The organism is Burkholderia sp. S-53 (assembly GCF_025560745.1).
GTDB lineage: Bacteria > Pseudomonadota > Gammaproteobacteria > Burkholderiales > Burkholderiaceae > Burkholderia > Burkholderia pyrrocinia.
The window spans coordinates 649,965-668,002 of the sequence record NZ_CP090482.1 but is presented as its reverse complement, the minus strand read 5'-3'; the positions used below and the strand labels follow the sequence as shown (position 1 = coordinate 668,002).

The window sequence follows — 18,038 nt, the reverse complement described above, 5'->3', positions numbered from 1 at the left end:
TCGCCGGTCGATCCCGACCATCGCGATGCGGCTATGCTCGACGGTCAGTTGCAAATGATTCTCCATTCGGTGTGCTAAATCTACCGCTTACGGAAGTACCAACGCACCGCGTGGCTAATGACCGTCGCAGGAAACTGATGGCCGTGATAAAGCGATTTCGTTTTCTTCATGACCCTATGCTACACGAACACCACGTCAACGTGACAACGCCGACTTTGGTCCACCGTTGCGATTGCCCGCGCGCTTCACGTGTGTTCAGCGAAGCGCGCGGGCGTTTTGTGTCGCGCCGACACCGACCTTGTCGGCAAATCGCACCAGGTCGGCCAGCGAAGCTGCTTCCATTTTTTCCATCACGCGGGCGCGGTGAATCTTGATCGTCTTTTCGGCGATGCCGAGATCGTCGGCAACCTGCTTGTTCAGGCGGCCCGTCACAATGAGCGCCATGACCTCCCGTTCGCGCGGCGTCAGGCGATCGACGCGCACCTGAAGGCTCGCGAGCTCGCGGCGGCGCTCGCCCATCTGCGCCGAACGTTCGAGCGCACGCCGGATCGCGTCAAGCAGTACCGTGTCGCAGACAGGCTTTGGCAGGAAATCGGCCGCACCGGCCTTCATCGCGTCCACCGTCGTGCCGATGTCGCCGTGTCCGGTAATGAAAATGATCGGCAGCGCCGCGTTCAGTTCGCGCTGCAGTTCGAGCCCGCTCATGTCCGGCAACTGGAGATCCAGCAGCAGGCACGCAGGGTAGTTCATAGGATCGGCCGCAGCGAGAAACGCACGCGCCGAATCGAACGACTCGCCCCGGTAGCCGGCTGACCAGACGAGCCGTGACAGCGCATGCCGTACCGGAGGGTCGTCGTCCACGATGAAGACAACGGAAGCGGGATCGTTCATGGCTGCCGGCGAGCGCGGTTCGATTCCGCCCTGCCCTCCGCCGGCAACGAGACATGGAACGAAGCGCCTCGGTCCGCATTGTTTTCCGCCCAGAGGCGGCCGCCGTGCGCGGCGACGATTGTCTGGCTGATCGACAGACCCAATCCCAGCCCGTGCGGCTTCGACGTGAAGAACGGCTTGAAGATCTTGTCGAGCTGGTCGACCGTCAGCCCGTGCCCGCAATCGCTCACGCGGATTCGTATCGTTCCATCCGGCTCGGCCCATACGCGCACGGCGACGACACGGTATGCGGCAACCTCGTCGTGCACCGCGTCGAATCCGTTGAGCAGGAGATTGAGCACGACCTGCTGGAGCTGCACGCGGTCGCCGCGCACGGCACGCAGTTCATCGTCGATGTCGAGCGTCGTCGTGATCCCGCGCAGGACCGCATCGCTATGCACGAGCAACACGACATCGCGAACGACGCCACCGACGTCGAGCGGCTGCAGTTCCACGTCGCCCCTCCGGACGAGCGCACGCATCTTTCGGATGATTTCACCCGCGCGGCAATTGTCAGCCACGATGTCCTTCAGGATTTCGCGAACCTCCGGTAGGTTGATCGAGTCCGCTTCGATGAAATGCTGCACCGCCTGCGCGTTGCTCAGAATTGCAGTCAACGGCTGGTTGAGTTCGTGCGCCAGCGATCCTGCGAGTTCGCCGAGCGCCGAAATGCGTGAGAGATGCGCGAGTTCCTGCCGGTTCCGCTGCAACTCGTTCCGCTCGCTGCGATCGACAATCACCGCGAGCCGGGTCGGCGCGCCATCGATGCGGCATGCGCTTGTCAGCACGTCGGCCGGAAATTCGGATCCGTCGCTGCGTTTCGCCACCATCGCTTGCATCGTCTGCCCGGGCGGCGGCGCACTCGATACCGCTTGCGCCGGCACACTGTACGTGACGCTCGCGGGACATTCGGGAAACAGCAGCCGCTCGGACGCGCCGATCATCGCGTCCCCACCGTAGCCGAACAATGCCCTCGCCTGTTCATTGGCAAAGGCGATTTCCGTTCGCTCGTTGAAACCGACGATCGCGACCGGCACGCGGTCAAGCGCATCTCGCATTGGGGTCGCCGTTTCTTCTCGATCCCGGCCGGCTTTCAGGCGTATGCCGAACCACCGAATGCGTGCGGCCGCATCCAACGCACGGCGCAGCGCCGGTGCGATGTGCGATCCGACTTGTGACAAGATGCCTCCGCCGTGCGGTTCCTGACGGGTTGTTGCACATTGCAGCGCGACGATCCTGTCGATATGAAGCGGTCCATCGCGGTCATGCGAAAGGTGATGCAAAGACCGACCGGCCAGGCTGACCCTCGATGCCCGCTGCGGGCGCAAGTTATGCAACCGCCACGCGAATAGCGCAACGATCACCGTAAGCACGACCACGGTACCGAGCGTGGGGAGAAACATGGCTATTCTTCTCCTTGGCGAGGCGTAAGAGTCTCATGCATCAGTCACGCGTTCCAAGATGTGGCAACACCGTCGCCCGATCTGCATGCGTGATGCCGCTTCGCGCTGAATACCGACTGAAAGCCGGCGTCGGAAGTCACAATGACTGTTGCAGACCAATCAATTCTAGGTATACGCCACTACTGGATTCCAGTCCCGACGGCAATTTTTTGCTGTCCCGGCAGGACTATCTCCGGAATGTTCGATCGAAGTCTGTGCGGCACCGTCAGCTTGCGGGAGTTTGTCAATCACGATGCGTAAGGCAATGTGGCTCAGAAAACATTGGATGGAGAGCGGTAATACAATTAGATCGCATAGCTGATGATGTCCGGCGGATACCCGTAGTCCTTGAATGAAATCGGCGTGTCGGCCGATGGCAAAGTAGAAACGGAAGCTTTCTTCATGCCCCATTCTACTCGCCAACTTCAGCACCAGCCTGATGGTACTGCGCCTTTTCTTCCACACGCTGAATTTATGCAACAACGACAACCACGCCGACAAAACCGGCCAAAGATTCCAGCCAACCTGAAGCATCTGACTCCAAATTCAATTGGAATTTGTTCATAATAAAAATGCAAGCCTAAAGCTATCTACGCCATCTTATTGAGACGAATTTTTATAATGTAAAAGATGCGTCGCCGAGGAAGATGCATCCAATTCTGCTTATTGTTTTTATGCATGCCCCCCTTGTCTGCCTGAAGCATCGTGGCTCGAAGATGAGAAACCACTTTATTTAGTACTACAGCCGTAGATACTAAGCGACAGGCGGGGTAAAACCACGGCGTCGGTAATGGGACTGTTGCGCGCGCCACTGGTGAGTACGTCGCCAAATTGACCATGCAATCACATGATTGATCGGGTGGACGGCGCGCCATAACAGACGGCACAACAGTCGACGAATTTCCTGTGGGCTGAGGGGCATCATGCCGTCAGGAGTTTTTTTACTCGCGATCCGAAGAGTGACGAGTACTGCGTGCGCCAGAAGTGCCAGGGTGATGCGGCGGTACCACCCGCGCCATCGACGCACCTCATACTGATCCAGGCCGCACTCCCCCTTGGTCGCCTCGAAGCCAGTTTCGATTTCCCACCTGCGTCCCGCGACATTCACCAGAATCTGCAGTGAAGCTTTACTGCGTGGAGCGTAGACGACATAGTAGGCATGCTCGCGCTTTTCATCCAGACTGCGCCGTACCAGCAAGTAATGTCCGAAGCTACATTCCTCGGCGGTGATCTGCAGCCTCCATAGTGGCGTCATTGCCCAATCGTACAGACGTTCGCCTTTGGCGCCCGTGCCAGCCGATAGGCGCTCCCATGCCGTTGACGGCAACGCTTCGGCTATCTTGTCTGCGCGAACGTACTTCGGTCCTTGCCACCATAGCGGCTCATTCTTTGCGACTGCCAGCACGAAGGCCTGCCCGCGTGACTCGAGCCACAACCGCAGGTCACGGTCACCACCATAAACCTCATCACCTGTGACCCAGCCGCATGGCAGGCCAGCATCCAGCGCACGCTCAAGCATGCTGCGCGCGAGCCGTGGCTTCGTTGCGAACTCCAACGTCGGCGGGATGCCGGCTGCTTTGCAGCGAGCCGGGTCATCGGTCCATGCCCGCGGCACATACAGCTCGCGGTCGATGAATGCACTGCCGCCATGACCGGCATAGCAGAGGAATACGCCGACCTGGCAATTCTCGATTCGGCCCGCCGTGCCGCTGTATTGGCGTTGAACGCCGGCCGAGTGCTCACCTTTCTTGACGAAACCAGTTTCGTCCACGATCAGCACTGCATCACGCTCGCCGAGTCGTTCAACCACGTATTGGCGCAGCACATCGCGCGCGGCATCGGCGTCCCACTGCGCCCGCTCGAGCAGGTGCTGCACGCCGTCCGGTGTTGCCTCGCCAATCCATTCGGCAAGTTGCCAGCCGTTCTTGCGCTCCACTGTGCCCAGCAGCCCCTTCATATATGCCAGTGCGCGCTGCCGGGGTTCAGGGCGTCTGAACAGGTGTCCGAGACGTTCATGCAATGCGTATAGTTCACGTTCCCACGATTTCGCAATTGCCCGCATCGGCTTAGACTCATGTAGTAGTGCTAATCAGCTATAGCAAAAAAATCTACGGCTGTAGTACTAAGCTCCTCCGCCACTGCGCGACCATATTGGCGTCCAAACCATGCGCACGGGCTACTTCCGCAATCGAGCGATTCGGATCGTTCGCTTCGGCAGCAACCGCTTCCCGCAACTCCTTCGTGTAGTTCCCCGATCCCGGCTGTCTTCCATGCACCACTGGCTTCATCAATCTGATCCCCATTACATCTGATGGGAGTCAGATTGCCTATGCCGTGCCCTCACGAACAGACGGTACATGTCGAGCGCTTACCGTCGGCCGACGGCAGAACGGAGACGAAAGCTTTCTTCATCCTCCTTTCTACTCGCCCGCTTGCCGAACAAGTTGACAGTACCCGCCTGACACAGCCCTCCCACATAGCATCTAGTAAGGTTTCATTCCAAAAATGACCTTCTTCCAGTTAACGGGATTGCCCGGAGTTGGCTTGACGACGCTCTCATATGGCAAACCACTATAGAGTACTTCTCTTCTGGTAGTAACCGTACCGCTAAATGCCTTCACCGGCAAACCAGTTAATTTGTGCACTTGCTCGCCAAAAGAAGGGGTTCCATTAAACGAATCGGCGGAGTGACACGAAAGAATTCTAATACTTTTTGCATCATTAAGTTGCGCCGCATATTGAGACCGCAGCATATTAACAACATCATCAGCCGTGTGCTCCTTATATCCAAAAATAAACTGCTTGATCGGGTTAGAGCGGCGCGTCAATGCGAGTGGCGCATCGCTAGCGCCGTGTGCCGGACTAATATTCAGCCTTTTAGAATTCCCACTCTTTCCCCAAAAATCCATAAAAATCTTCATACCTCGCCCTTCACCGATGGCGGTCTGCGGTCCGCCCTTTACAAGGACGCGACCGCCGGCTTTTGCTCCCCATCCCGACAGCAATGGCGCGCCAGCACTCAGCAGGTTCCCCCCAAAAAACACAGCCAAATCGATTCCTTCACCAAAATGCTGAAAAACTCGCGCCACTTTCGGAATGTAATAGTTCGATTGGTTCGGATCCGGCTGATAGGCCGGATCGGATTGCGCTATGCTCTGCCCAACATCCTTAAATGCCTGACCAGGATTTCTGGCGTAGTAATTGATTCTGAGCGGGTCCTGCGCCCAACTCCAAAGAAAAACACCCCCTCTAACTGCGCGGTCGACGTCCTCCCACGACCAGGCCCCGGACGGATCGGAATTATTGACCGGATCGAGATTGCAGTACTGGTAGCGGTTGATGCCGGCCTTGCCAAACGGGCTCAACCCGTCCGGGGAATAGAAGGCGCGCAGCAATGGGTTATAGAACCGGTAGCCGTTGCCCAGTACATAGCAACCGGAAGGCTGGTCCAGCTGGTAGCCCTTGAAGCCGATCGGCACGTCAAGCAGGCTGGTCTTGGCCGAGGCCGTCACATGGGCAGCCGACGGACAGTCGACTGGTGCACTGTCCGGGGCTGTCAGCGGCTCACGGATTGCCGCATCGGTCGGTGCGGCAGTGTCAGTCGCACCCCGCTGAACCGCGTACCGAGCCCCATAGTCCGAGTATTCGTAATAGGTGCCAGACAGCGGAACGTTTGCGTCGCCGGCTCGATATCGATAGACGGCGCGCACGCTCCCCGACTCATCGGTGCAGAACAACTCTAGTTCTTCGCTGTTGTCCCTCTTCAACAGGACTCGGCCCAACAAGATGCCGTTGACCTGGAGGTAAAGTGTCTGGACGACGTCATCCGTCGCCGGATCGCCCAGTTCGCCGAGGAGTGCGCCCTGATCGTAGATCCGCGTGATCGTGCCCGCCCCAAGGCCACTGCCTGAAGCCGGCCCGGTATGAATCAACTGGCCGAGGCCGTCATAAAAGTAGGAATACGAATGGAGCTCTTTTCCCGACGGCGGCACAAATCCATCGATGATCGCTAGCGAAGTCAACTGGTTCAGCGGACTGTATCCGCAAGAATCGTAAGTACTTGCCTCATCCCTGCCTTCCTCGACTGATAGCGCAAATGGGTAGGCGCGGAATCTGTTGGTCAAGACATTCCCATTCCCATCATAACTCGGAGCAAACGTACGATAGTAATCAGATTTGCCATCCTCTTTGACATGATTAACCGATCTAATCTGGTCGTTCTGGTATTGGTATAGCGCCTGTTCCTGCACGATACCATTGGAATTCTTGAATTCTATGTCCTTGAAACGATAGAATCCAATAAACTCGTGATCGCTCAGCGCGTATTCCTTATCTGCACCCGATTCGCCAGCGTGACTGGCCTCCGCCAATTGCTGATATTGAGGCATATAATTGTACGACAGCAATTCCGACCCGCCTCCGGCACTCGCTGCCCAACGAGTGCTCGCCGTATATTCCAGACCCGTAAACAAGGTCTCATTCGAGAAAACCACGACAGACGTGCGCCCACTCGGGCCATAAATGAAAAATTCTCTCGATTTCTCGTTCCCATATTGATCATATGTGAATTCAACTTGCATGATTATTATCCCGCCCGGGTTGTACCACAGCGAAATAATCTCCATTTCGCCAGTCCCAGGCTTGTTTGTATCATCCTCATAGACCACGTCGACATAAAAGGCGCGGTTGGATTCTGGATCGGTGTTACGGCGAATCCGTCGACGCTCCAACCTTCCGGTGTCACTTCCAAAGAAATCGGCCGTTACATAGGGGGCAGGTCGATGGTCGCATTGCACGGTGGCCTGCTCCTGGAAGCTGGAGAATTTCGAATATTCATACTGGATGCTTGCGCTGTGGTCCGCACCACTCTTATAGGTTGCGTCGAATGCCGTTTCGACGCCGTAAGCATTATATTGCCAGTTGTACCCGGTAGACTGATCCGTAGCGCCGCTGGCATCATACGCCTCCGCGTCACAGGTGCTCATCTGCTTGGTGATGGGGTTGTACGAATACGTGCGCGCCGTGGGGCCGGCTTCGGCATTCGTCCCGCGCGTATAATCCGTCCCCAGCAACATCTGGGTGAGGTGCTGATATTCGTAATCGATGACCCCAATATTGCAGGTCACGGATTCGGGCTGCGGATTCTCGTTGTCGGGATACCGCAACGTCTTGGTTATCGGTTTGGTCTGTTCAAACCCCGGCTCAGACTGCTGGATGATGCGACCGAACCCGTCAAATTCACGGCTCGCGTCCATGACGCTGACGCCGTTCGCGCTCGCCTGGATCCGCGACAGCTCGTTCATGATCGGAATCTGCGCGCTATACGTGTACGTGGTCACGTCGGTGCCACAGGTCTGTCGGGTCACCCGGTCAAACTGATCGTACTCGAACGAGACCGGAACCGCATAGGCATCGGGCTGCGTCGTCTTCACGAGCCGACCGAAACCGTCATATTCGTTCAGCTGCGTGGCCGAGGTTGTCTTTGAGTCCGGCTTGGACTCGTACTCCAGATAGGTCACACTGGTCCGACTGACAGCACCATAGTCGTTGTATTCCGTCTTGTAATCCACCGTCTGGCCACCCTTGCGGATCTGCTGATAGGGCGGCGTCGCCGCCAGGTTGTTCTCGACCACATCCGCGGTACCATCCGCATATTGCGTGCGGACCAGGCCGAACAGCCGGTATGCAAAGAGGGTGCGGTTTTGTATTGGTTGATCTTTGAGGGCGCCGACATAATCGATCGCCAGACTTTCCGCGACCACCGGCGCCGGCCCCTCCCGGTTGTACCGCGTCACCTGCGAGATTTCGTTGTATTGGTTGCTGTCGGCATGGCCCACGTAGATCAACAGGCCATCGCGATCCAGATATTGATATTCCTTGCGGCCATTGGGATAGGTCACCTCGGACCGGTTGGCCCACACGCCGAGGTCGACGGCCGGTGTCGACGCATCATCCGCAAAAACCGGAGCCCAATACTTGAAATCGTAGGTTTCGATTTCCTGATACGGCGTATCCGCATAGGCGGTCTTCTTGATCAGCCAGTTCCGGCCATTATATTCATAGCGGGTGATCGCGCCGGTTGGCGCGCGCTCCTCCAGCACCCGCCCCAATGACGGATTGAAGCGAACCGTGCCGCCAAGCGCGCCTTGGGCCGGATCGTTTCCTTTTTGTGCCATCGAGCGTTGCTCGCAGGTGACCCGCAACCCACCGTCGGCCTGGGAAGTCACCGACCAAGCAGAAATGCTGGTATTGGTCAAGGTAACGCTGTCCGCCCCCGAGCCGAGCGTCGAGGTGACCGAACTCTGTGACTGCACACCATTCAGAATGAGCATGGGATCCATCGGGTTTGATGGAGGGTTTGATGGAGCGGTTGATAGATACTGATACTGCCCCATCACCACGCCATTGGCCTTGCTCTCCTTCTCCAGGACCATATAGGGGGATACAGGGTTTCCCGTTATCGAATCCGTGTACGGAATGCCATTGATTCGCGTATAGGTCGATTCGGTCGTCTGCTTCGGCGGTTGAATCGCGGATGCCGCATTGGGGAATGTCTCCACTTGCCTCACAAATCGCACAAACAGGGGACTGGGCGGGCACCCGACCGCCTCGGTGGAGTCGATGGGGTAGTAGGCGAATATCTGCTGGATACCCGACGACTGAGTCAACTCCAGCGGATTCCCATACTGATCGAAGCTGCGTTGGTCGAGCACCGTGCGTTCATTCTTCTTGGTGCCGTCTGTGGCGTACTCGAGGTACGTGGTCGTCATCCTCTCCCACAACGCAAACTCGGCGGGCTGGCTGGAGATGTCGCCCGCCTTGAGCGGGTACGTGTAGCTGACCTCGATGGCGTAGCAGCTACCGTCCGCTTGTTTCTTTTCCACCGTCGTTTGCTTGACCGGTAAATGGAACCGGTTGTAGGTGGTTTCAATGGTTCGGTCCAGATAGCTGGCCTTGGACGAGTATGTGTATGCGCCATTCGTGATCAGGATGCAGTTATCCTGATCCGGCAGCGGCGCGCTGCGCCCGGGATAGTAGCCGGTACAGTTGCTGTCCGGAGAATATGTATACGTGATCGTACGCGGATCCGCTTCCTGGGTCCCTTTCTGGTTGCCCTCTTCCAGCGTCGTGACGACCGGATACGTCACCGAGACCGGCGGCGTCGCACTCGGGTCGTCATAGTATTTCGCTGTACCCCATGCCTTGACGCGCAGGTACTCGCCCGTTGGCGCGACGATCTTTTCCAGCACCATCCCGCGATTCGACTCGCTGCCGAAGTCACGATAGGCAAACTCGATCCAGCGATCCGGATCGTTGGGCAAGCTGATCTTTTCGACGTAGGCGTTCAGGTATTGATTGTCCGCGGGACTCCACTGCGTATGACGCAGCACACACTGCGTCGCCATACTCTGGCCGTCCAGCGTTTGCACGACATCGATCGTGCTGCGCCCCTCCTTGACCGTCCCGCTGATGTCGGCGACATCGCCATGGGTGATGTTCAGGGCGCTGGACGATGCGTTGTTGCTTTTCACCGACTTGAGCCGGTACCGGTTCTGCGCCGGGCTCTGTTCAATCTCGAAGTCCAGCCAGAACCCGGACGGCATGCACCGCCGGAGAATGACCCCATCAGCATTGTAATATTCAACGGCCCCGCTCTTATAAGTCACTTGAAACCCGGATCGCCCTGCCCCGCTCACACGCTGAATCTTCATGTCGTTGAGCCGGTGATACTGCAGGGTCGGCTCATTGCCGGCCAGATTCATGAGCGTGTCGACGGTCCCGTCCGACAAATGCATCTTGCCGCTGCCCCATGGATTGATCAGCGGAACGTTGAATCCGAATGCCTCCCTCGCCAGCGTCGGGGACTGCGCGTCACTGGCGGACAAGCGGTAGTAGTTGGTCGCCCCCAGATAGACCACATAGGCAAAACCGACCGGCGCCTGAATCCCGTAGGACAGCTGCCCCAGCACCATCGACGCCTGCAGCAGGCCGGTACGCGGATTCAGGTCATACGACAGCCCCGTCATGCCGGCCGCTTGCGTGAAGATCTGCGACGGGCTGTCGGCCAGCTGTTCCAGTGGTCTTGAACCTGCGTCCCTGGCGCTCTTCGCGCCGTGCTTGCCCGTCTTCTCGTTCATTTCAATGCTCCTCGAGGTCGAGACTTCCGTGCACGGGTCAGTCCGCCTTCACGCTACCGATCCCGGCGCGGCCGCGCACACCGGTCCGGGTGAAGCGGCAGAACCGCGTCGTCACGCGCTTGCCCTGCGCGGCTAGCGCTTCAATGGTTGGAAGATGCCAGTGCGATTGGGTCATTCCCAATCCAACGTCGCTCTAAATTCTATGCACCCGGTAATGTGAATTAAGGTGAAGTTGAGTGAAATTTCCTGACCACCGATTTTTGAATTGCGATTCGCGCATTCCCAGTCTATTTTTCCTAATCACACGCGCCTCTCGTGCCGGATTTTAAAATTTGCATCCGCTCCCATTTCAATAGGCTCGGCCAACGCGGCCTTGTTCTGAAAGTTGGTCGCGAAGTTAGTTGCTGGCGCAACTATGCTATCTTGGCGCAAACCGCTTTTCCGAAGCTGTTCAGATTTGTTTGCCAAGGGTGCTTGTGCGACTGCCTGGGGGCGTGTAGAAAGACGAATCGATATATCTAACCCGTGAGCTTTCAGTATCTTAGAGACGGTTTCATAAAGACAGCTCAGTGCGCCGGAGGGTATTCCAGCAGATCAGGCAGCAACCGAGTTTGAGGAACGCGCAGTGAATGTCAGCGCGGCGCTCGAAACGAATACGGAGGCGACGGAAATGATGCAGCCAGGCATGCGTGCGCTCGACGACCCAGCGATATTTGCCAAGGCCGCTGCCATGTTCGGTGCGGCGCTTGGCGATAACCGGCTCGATACCGCGATTGCGCAACGCCTGCCGATGTCGCTCGGAGTCGTAACCGCGATCGGCGTGGACCACACGCGGTCTCTGCAGTGGGTGGCCGCGCAATCCACGAATTGGCGGAATCGCGTCGATCAGCGGCAGCAGCTGCGTGACATCGTGAACGTTCGCGCCGGTCAGGATCGCCGCGAGCGGCGTGCCATTGGCGTCGGTGACGATGTGGTGCTTGGAACCGGGTCGCGCGCGATCGGTGGGGTTTGGCCCAGTTTTTGGCCCGCCCCAACGGCGCGAATCGATGAGGAATCGACTGCGGCTCGCGAGAAGTCGATTTGGTCTGCTGCTCGCAGCTTCGCGAGCAGCAATTCGTGCAGGCGATCCCATACGCCCGCAGCCTGCCAATCGCGTAGCCGTCGCCAGCAAGTCACGCCCGAGCCGCAGCCCATCTCGGCGGGCAGGTCGCGCCAGCGCAATCCCGTCTTGAGAACGAACAGGATGCCGGTCAGCGCGGCGCGATTCGAAACAGGCAGGCGGCCTGGGTTCTTCTCGCGCCGCGGCTTGGGTGGCGGCAATAACGGCTCGATCAATATCCACAGTTCGTCGTCGATGATCGGCTTGCCCATCTCCTCGGCCTCGGTTGTTCCGATGCCTGAGGTTAACAGCTTGCCGCGAAAGTTAACAGCCCAACGGGGCCTTTCTGAAACCGTCTCTTACAAAATCATGCTGAAATCCGACGCGCCGTGCAAACGCCCGAAGCCGACGTACCGCGTCACGAACGCGCGCCTACAACGTCGGCCTGAAGTGGCGCGTGGCGCGGACAGCTCACCTCTACGGCGCACACGGGGATCTGAAAGTGCGGTTCGTCAACGACACGCCTTATGTGCGGGGCGTGTCGGGGCGAGCACAGACCTACACCCGGGCGTACATCGAGTTGATCTACACGTTCTATCGGTTGTTCGGTTGGGCGATGCGCCAGATCACCGGCTTCATAGGCGCAGATCTCGCGGATTATGCGTTGCATCGGATCGCGACTGCTGACGCGCCAAATCGAATCGCAGCAGCGCGAGGGCGTGATCATCGCGAACCTCGCGAACCTGTGGAACAGCTTCGGCAAAGCGGTTTGCGTCAAGGCAGCATAGTTGCTCACGCAACCAATTTGGTGACAAACCTTCAGAACAAGGCCTCTATGAGGTGCTGAGATCATGAGTGCTGCCACCGTTTTCGACGACGCCACCGCGCGGCGCTGCGAGGGCACCCCGACGCTCACCGTGATCGACAACCGCGGCCTGGTCGTGCGTACCGTGCAGTACAACCGCACGGCGATTGACGATCCGCTGGATGAGCTGATCACGCGCCAGAGCTGGTCCGCGCGCGGCTACCTCATGACGCGCATCGACCCGCGCTTGTTCGACGAGCAACGCCTTGACCCGGACGTGCCGCCCAATTTCCGCTACGTGCGCTCGCTGTCCGGCCAGCCGCTCACGATCGCCAGCCAGGACGCCGGCGAGCAGACCGCACTGTATGATTCCGACGGCGGCGTCGTCTGGCAGCACGACAGCCGCGACCAGCAGTTGCGCCGCACCTACGACACGCTGCATCGTCTGGTCTCGGTCACCGAGCAGACCGGCCCCGCCACACCGCGCATCAGCGAGCGCCTCCTCTATGGCGACGCCACCGCCGCCGACAACGCCAACCTGCGCGGCCAGTTGCGGCAGGCCTGGTCGCCCGCCGGGATGGCCGAGACGCCGTCCTACAGCCTCGCCGGCCAACCGCTGGCCACCGTTCAACAGTTCCTGCGCGACGACGTGCTCGACAGCGACTGGGCCAGCGACGATCCGGCCCGCTGGACCAATGCCCTCGCGCCCGACACGTACACCACCCGCTGGGCCTACAACGCGCTCGGTCAGGAGCTCGAGCGCACCGATGCGCGCGGCAACCGTCAGCGCCAACACTACAACGTCGCCGGCCAGCTCGCCGGCAGCGACCTGCAGCTGGCCGGCCAGTCCACCTGGCAGCCGCTGCTGCGCGCGATCAGCTACAGCGCCGCCGGCCAGGTGCTGCGCGAGGAGGCCGGCAACGGCGTCGTCACCGACTACACCTACGAGCCGCAGACCCAGCGCCTGGCCGAACTCCACACCACCCGTCCGCCCCAGGCCGGGCGCACCACGCTGCTGCAGGCGCTGTCCTATCAGTACGACCCGGTCGGCAACCTGCTGGCGATCGACGACGCGGCCAAGGCCACCCGCCACACCCGCAACCAGCGCGTCGCGCCCGCCAGCCATTACAGCTACGACGCGCTGTACCAGCTCACCCGCGCCACCGGCCGCGAGAACGCCAACGCCGGCCGCCAGAGCCAGGCGCTGCCGGCGCCGATCGTGCCGCTGTTCCAGGAAATCGGTGAGCTGACCCCCTACACGCGCACCTACCGTTACGATCGCGGCGCCAACCTCACGACCCTCCAGCATCAGGGCACCCGCTCCTCCTACACGCAGCAGATGGTGGTCGCGCGCACCTCGAATCGCGCGGTGCCACAGACCGACGGCCTCACGCCCGGCGACGTGGCCAGCTATTTCGACGCCTGCGGCAACCTCAAGGCCCTGGGCGCGAGCCAGCCGCTCGCGTGGGACAGCCGCAACCAGCTGCAGCGCACCACCCAGGTCGTGCGCCGCGGCCTCGACGACGACACCGAGGTGTACTGGTATGACGGCGCCGGCCAGCGGGCCACCAAGCTCGGCACCGCCCGCACCAGCGGCACCACCCGCACCGAGCGGGTGCGCTACCTGCCCGGACTCGAGCTGCGCCAGATCGAGCAGACCCGCACCGGCGAGACCCTGCCGACGCCGGTCGAACGCCTGCAGGTGCTCACGCTCGGCGCGGCCGGCCGCCAGTCGGTGCGTCTGCTGCATTGGGAATTGGGCCAACCCTCGACGATCGAGAACGACCAGCTGCGCGTCAGCCTCGACGACCAGATCGGCTCGTCGATGCTCGAGCTCGACGCGCAGGCGGATATCCTGACCTGGGAGGAGTACTACCCGTTTGGCGGCACGTCAGTGTGGTCGGCGCGCAGCGACACCGAGGCGAAGTACAAGTACGTGCGCTACTCGGGCCAGGAGCGCGACGCCACCGGCCTGTACTACTACGGGTTCCGCTACTACGCGCCGTGGCTCGGAAGATGGCTCAACCCCGATCCCGCCGGACCCGTCGACGGGCTCAACCTCTTTTGCATGGTCGCGAATAATCCGGTCACCCTCGCCGACCTGAATGGCCTGGGGCCCCGCAAGGGCTACATATACACGCCATTTTCGCACATGGAAATGTTAAAATTTGCTGTGGGAATAAATTTTTCTCGGTATACAAAAGGGGCGGCGCTTTATCCGCTTCTCGTAAAAGATGAGTCGAGCCGGGTAGCGCTCGAGGCAGCGAGAAACGTAGAATTGTCGCTTCATAGAAAATTAATAAATGATTTGCAAAACAAATTGCAGGGCCGCGTTACAAGAGGGGAAGCTGCCAGGTCAATCGAATATGCGAACGAAAATTTAATGTATGCTCAATTATACGCGCCCATCCTCGACCAAATTGAAATCAAAGTTGCAGATATCCAGCTCATGGAAAATCTGGACCCGGGACTCAATAAGATCTATATACTCGGCCATGGCAATCCGGGGGAACCCCGAATTTTCTCGGAACAAGAATATAGCAGAGCGATCGATATTGCGCGCGATTTAAAAAAAGCAGGACTAAACATGGAATTCATCGATTTCCGCGTCTTTTCATGCAACAGCGCGGATACGATACGCCCCACTTCGTTTGACCCCGAACATCTTAGACTCGCGGCCGAATCAATCTACACAGAACTTTTTAATGCCCAAGGCGGGTCAAGAAGAATTTTAATCAAGCAACCTTTTGCGCAACGTCTAAAAAATTCATTTGATGCGGAAGGCTTCAAGAATGCGATAGTCACTGGATACCATGGGGCACATGCTAGTTTCAGGGCGCCCCATAGAATGCAAGTCATTGACGATATAATTTTTACTTCAACCGACGCATCCGAAGTGGATTTCAAAGTGGAAATTCGCAGCTCAACCGTCAAGCGCCTATATACCGAAACGCAACTTTAAGGGTATTGTCATGCATGGACGCCCCCGGTTTGCCGAGCTTTCGTGTCGTGATGCTTCGAAGGTCATGATTGCAGCCAGGCAATGTCCCAGGCGTAGTTGAAGGTTGAAGGGGAGTTGTTGCATAAATCAGTCGCGGCGTGGTGACGTTTACGCGCAACGGTCCGGGGTGCAGCCCCTGTTAACAATTCGGGTTCCTGCGTAGATTCTCGATTTTTTCCGAGAAGATGCGCAGGGACACAAGCAAGACGCGTGAGCCGAAGGCGCGCTACCGCGTCAGGAACTGGGCGGCCTATAACGCCGGCCTGATCAACCGAGGTAACGTCACGATGTGGATCGACGAAGCCGCTCTTGCGAGCATGCCCGAGGTTGAGCCGACACGCGGCCGTCCGCGCTTGTACAGCGATGCATTGATTCAGGCGTTGCTTGGCTTGAAAACCGTGTTCCGCTTGCCGTTGCGTGCCCTGCAAGGCTTTGCGCAAAGCCTGCGCGATCTGGCTTTCGCCACCTTGCCCGTGCCGAACTACACGACGCTCTGCCGTCGGGCGCAAACTCTTGCCGTCCAACTGCCGATCTTGCGCGATGGCGCCCCGATTCATCTGGTGGTCGACAGCACGGGCGTGAAGGTCTACGGCGAAGGCGAATGGAAGGTGCGCCAACATGGCTATTCGAAGCGTCGCACGTGGCGCAAAGTGCATATCGCGCTCGACACGAATACCGGTCATGTGCGTGCCACACTGATGACGCACCAGGACGTCGCCGACGGCGACGTCCTGGCCGAATTGCTCGACCAGATTCCAGCCGACGAACGGCTCGGAACCGTGGGCGGCGATGGCGCTTACGACTCCAAGTCGTGCCATGCCGCGATTGCGGTACGCGGCGCGACACCCAGTATTCCGCCGCGCGACGGCGCCGTTCACTGGAAAGCGAGCGCGCCGGGAGCCGCATGGCGTAACGAAGCGGTCGATATGATCGCCCGAGTCGGCCGCCGGGAATGGAAGAAGGGCTGCGGCTATCACCGTCGTTCGCTCGCCGAGAACGCCATGTATCGGTTCAAGACGCTCACGGGTCCATGTTTGTGGGCTCGGCGCACCGACTCGCAAGCGGTGGAAGTCTCCGTCCGTGTAGGCGTGCTCAATCGCATGACTGAGCTCGCGCGCCCGCAGTCCGTCCGCAGCGTCTGAGATCATGAACAAAGGCATTACTTCGTCCCCGTGCCTGATTTATGCAACAACGCCGGTTGAAGGCGGCGGTTCCCATTGGGAATTCGAGAGAATCGGGTTTCCAGGACCAACCTCCCGAACAGGGACCCAAGGAGAATCGCCACATGAAGCCTACCAAGAAGAAGGCCCCCAAGGCCAGCGCGCCGTTGAACATCGTCGCCAAGCAGAACGAAGACCGGCTGCGGACCTGCTTCGCCGAGAACTGAGGCCGGTCGGAAAAAATGGAAGCCAACGTTTCGTAAAATCGAGAAACGGAGGCATGGACGAATCGAATTCCAAGAGCGGTCTATACGAAGGAGCTTCGCGACGAAGCGGTCAAGCTGGCGTTGACTGAGGGTGTCGGGGTATCGGAAGCTTCCCGGCGCTTGTCGATCCCAATCAAGACGCTGGCAAACTGGGTGCGCGCGGCGAAGGCCGGCAAGCTGAAAGATGTCGGCCGGCACCAGAGGCCACTGACGGAAATGGAGGCCGAGCTGGCGCAGGTCAAGCGCGAACTGGCCGAGGTCAAAATGGAGCGCGATCTGCTAAAAAAGTTCGCGACGTACTTCGCGAAAGAGTCGCGGTGAAGTACGGCGTGATTGAACAAATGCGACAGGACTATCCCGTGCCGCCGATGTGCCGCGTGCTGGGCGTATCGGTGAGCGGCTACTATGCGTGGCGCAAGCGCAAGCCGTCCGAAAGAACGCAGCAGGAGCCTCGCCTGGAAGCGGAGGTGCTCGCGGCCCACCGGCGAACCCGGGAAAGCTTCGGGCCCGAGCGCCTGCAGCAACATCTCGAGGAACGTGGCGTGCGAATCGGCGTGCACCGGATCAGGCGGCTGCGCAGAAAACTGGGACTGCGCTGCAAGCAGAAGCGCCGGCTCAAGGCCACGACGAATTCGAAGCACGACCTGCCTGTCGCGCCGAATCTGCTGAGACAGGATTTCTCGGCGACGGCGCCTAATCAAGCCTGGTGCGGTGACATCACCTATATCGCGACCGACGAGGGCTGGCTGTATCTTGCCGGCCTGAAGGACCTGTACAGCGGTGAAATCGTCGGCTACGCGATGAGCGAACGGATGACGAAACATCTGGTCATGCAGGCGTTGTTTCGCGCAGTCGCGACCCGACGGCCGCATCCGGGTCTGATTCACCACACCGGTTGAATGCGCCCAATATTGTGCGTTGGCTTATCAAGCGCTCGTGAGCCAGTTCGATATGCGGGCGTCGATGAGCCGCCGCGGCAATTGCTACGACAACGCCCCGATCGAATCCTTCTGGGGAACGTTGAAGAACGAACTGGTCTATCATCAACGCTTCGCCACGCGCGAGCAGGCGCGGCACTCGATCAGCGAATACATCGAAATCTTCTACAACCGGCAACGCACGCAGGCGCGTCTGAACTATCAATCGCCTGTCGCGTTCACGCAGCGCTTCTATCTGAATCAGATCGCTGCTTAACCC

The 18,038-nt window shown here is 59.1% G+C and carries 10 protein-coding genes and 2 pseudogenes; 3 read left to right on the top strand and 9 right to left on the bottom strand.

Going from position 1 to position 18,038, the window contains the following annotated elements; genetic code table 11:
• Positions 1-89 precede the first annotated feature (89 nt).
• The 9 genes and pseudogenes from LXM88_RS02670 to LXM88_RS02630 form a co-directional block, all read right to left on the bottom strand.
• Positions 90-170, bottom strand: a pseudogene (locus LXM88_RS02670) (IS6 family transposase); the annotation flags it as partial.
• A gap of 85 nt (positions 171-255) precedes the next feature.
• Positions 256-891 (bottom strand): response regulator transcription factor, encoded by a 636-nt coding sequence (locus tag LXM88_RS02665; RefSeq protein WP_262530403.1) that lies wholly within the window; start codon positions 889-891, stop codon positions 256-258.
• The gene (locus tag LXM88_RS02660; RefSeq protein WP_262530402.1) at positions 888-2,333 is read right to left on the bottom strand and encodes an ATP-binding protein; all 1,446 of its coding nucleotides are present in this window, start codon (positions 2,331-2,333) and stop codon (positions 888-890) included. Before LXM88_RS02660 ends, LXM88_RS02665 begins: the two co-directional genes overlap by 4 nt.
• 165 nt (positions 2,334-2,498) lie before the next feature.
• Complete coding sequence (locus LXM88_RS02655) at positions 2,499-2,906, bottom strand: hypothetical protein (RefSeq protein ID WP_262530401.1); 408 nt, start codon at positions 2,904-2,906, stop codon at positions 2,499-2,501.
• 220 nt (positions 2,907-3,126) lie between these two features.
• Entirely contained in the window at positions 3,127-4,434 is a 1,308-nt protein-coding gene (locus LXM88_RS02650) for an IS701 family transposase (RefSeq protein ID WP_262530400.1), read from the bottom strand.
• Positions 4,435-4,480: 46 nt separating this feature from the next.
• The gene (locus tag LXM88_RS02645) at positions 4,481-4,660 is read right to left on the bottom strand and encodes a transposase (protein WP_262530399.1); all 180 of its coding nucleotides are present in this window, start codon (positions 4,658-4,660) and stop codon (positions 4,481-4,483) included.
• A gap of 195 nt (positions 4,661-4,855) precedes the next feature.
• A complete protein-coding gene (locus LXM88_RS02640) occupies positions 4,856-10,510 on the bottom strand; it encodes an RHS repeat-associated core domain-containing protein (protein ID WP_262530398.1) in 5,655 nt (1,884 codons plus the stop codon).
• Between the two features lie 37 nt (positions 10,511-10,547).
• A complete protein-coding gene (locus LXM88_RS02635; protein WP_262530373.1) occupies positions 10,548-10,685 on the bottom strand; it encodes a hypothetical protein in 138 nt (45 codons plus the stop codon).
• Between the two features lie 378 nt (positions 10,686-11,063).
• A protein-coding gene (locus LXM88_RS02630; RefSeq protein WP_262530383.1) for an IS5 family transposase occupies positions 11,064-11,881 on the bottom strand; the annotation gives its coding sequence in 2 pieces (ribosomal slippage) (positions 11,064-11,533 and positions 11,533-11,881; 819 coding nt in all).
• Between the two features lie 579 nt (positions 11,882-12,460).
• Here LXM88_RS02630 and LXM88_RS02625 point away from each other — a divergent pair.
• The 3 genes and pseudogenes from LXM88_RS02625 to LXM88_RS02615 all read left to right on the top strand — a co-directional run bounded on the left by LXM88_RS02625 (position 12,461) and on the right by LXM88_RS02615 (position 18,035).
• Entirely contained in the window at positions 12,461-15,376 is a 2,916-nt protein-coding gene (locus LXM88_RS02625) for an RHS repeat-associated core domain-containing protein (protein WP_262530397.1), read from the top strand.
• 224 nt (positions 15,377-15,600) lie between these two features.
• A complete protein-coding gene (locus tag LXM88_RS02620) occupies positions 15,601-16,557 on the top strand; it encodes an IS5 family transposase (protein ID WP_262530390.1) in 957 nt (318 codons plus the stop codon).
• Positions 16,558-16,868: 311 nt separating this feature from the next.
• Positions 16,869-18,035, top strand: a pseudogene (locus tag LXM88_RS02615) (IS3 family transposase).
• Positions 18,036-18,038 lie beyond the last annotated feature (3 nt).

Coding starts and splice junctions, on each gene's coding strand:
- LXM88_RS02665 (WP_262530403.1), bottom strand. CDS start 891: ATGAACGATCCCGCTTCCGTTGTCTTCATCGTGGACGACGACCCTCCG.
- LXM88_RS02660 (WP_262530402.1), bottom strand. CDS start 2,333: ATGTTTCTCCCCACGCTCGGTACCGTGGTCGTGCTTACGGTGATCGTT.
- LXM88_RS02655 (WP_262530401.1), bottom strand. CDS start 2,906: ATGCTTCAGGTTGGCTGGAATCTTTGGCCGGTTTTGTCGGCGTGGTTG.
- LXM88_RS02650 (WP_262530400.1), bottom strand. CDS start 4,434: ATGCGGGCAATTGCGAAATCGTGGGAACGTGAACTATACGCATTGCAT.
- LXM88_RS02645 (WP_262530399.1), bottom strand. CDS start 4,660: ATGAAGCCAGTGGTGCATGGAAGACAGCCGGGATCGGGGAACTACACG.
- LXM88_RS02640 (WP_262530398.1), bottom strand. CDS start 10,510: ATGAACGAGAAGACGGGCAAGCACGGCGCGAAGAGCGCCAGGGACGCA.
- LXM88_RS02635 (WP_262530373.1), bottom strand. CDS start 10,685: ATGACCCAATCGCACTGGCATCTTCCAACCATTGAAGCGCTAGCCGCG.
- LXM88_RS02625 (WP_262530397.1), top strand. CDS start 12,461: ATGAGTGCTGCCACCGTTTTCGACGACGCCACCGCGCGGCGCTGCGAG.
- LXM88_RS02620 (WP_262530390.1), top strand. CDS start 15,601: ATGCGCAGGGACACAAGCAAGACGCGTGAGCCGAAGGCGCGCTACCGC.